This window comes from Oleiphilus sp. HI0128, assembly GCF_001635365.1.
Genome location: NZ_LWGG01000169.1, coordinates 1 through 882, shown reverse-complemented (window position 1 = coordinate 882; position 882 = coordinate 1). Strand labels below are relative to the sequence as shown.

The following is an 882-nucleotide window of genomic DNA, read 5'->3' as shown; positions in this document are numbered from 1 at the left end:
TGGCTTGGTTTTTTCAATCTTTGTATACCAAGGCATTAATAAAAAGTAGGCAAAATACACAGCAGTCAAAATCTGCGCCCATAGCGTTCTTTCAGGCGTCGCAACAACAACACCTAAATAACCGAGTATAGAAAATGATACGACTAACAACGCTAGCGCAACTTTACTGATCCAGCCTTTATAACGAATAGACTTAACAGGGCTCTTGTCCAGCCAAGGCAAGACAAACAGAATTGCTATTGCAGCACCCATCACAACCACACCCAAGAATGCATCAGGTACAGCACGAAGCATTGCGTAGAATGGAGTAAAGTACCAAACAGGAGCAATATGATCAGGCGTTTTCAGCGGGTTTGCTGGTTCAAAGTTTGGCTTCTCGATAAAGTAACCACCCATCTCAGGGAAGAAGAAGACAACACCACAGAATACAAACAAGAAAACAACAATACCGACAATATCGTGCACACTATAGAAAGGATGGAAAGGAATACCGTCTTTTGGAATACCGTTTTCGTCTTTATTCTGCTTTATTTCGATACCATCTGGGTTATTCGAACCCACAGTATGTAAAGCTAATACATGCAGAACAACCAATGCCAAAATAACGATAGGCAATGCCACGACATGCAAAGCAAAGAAGCGGTTTAGCGTGATACCTGAAATCAGGTAATCACCACGAATCCACAAGGACAAATCCTCACCAATGTAAGGGATCGCGCCAAATAGGTTTACGATAACCTGAGCACCCCAGTAAGACATCTGGCCCCACGGTAACAAATAACCCATAAATGCTTCAGCCATCAAAGCTAAATAGATCGTCATACCGAAGATCCAGATAAGTTCTCTAGGCTTCTTATATGAACCATACATTAAGCCACGGAA

The 882-nt window shown here is 42.2% G+C and carries 1 protein-coding gene; it reads right to left on the bottom strand.

Features of this window, described 5'->3' with window-relative positions; all coding sequences use genetic code 11:
* Positions 1–882: cytochrome bc complex cytochrome b subunit (locus A3763_RS02240; protein ID WP_068759852.1), on the bottom strand; the 882-nt coding region annotated here is incomplete at both ends.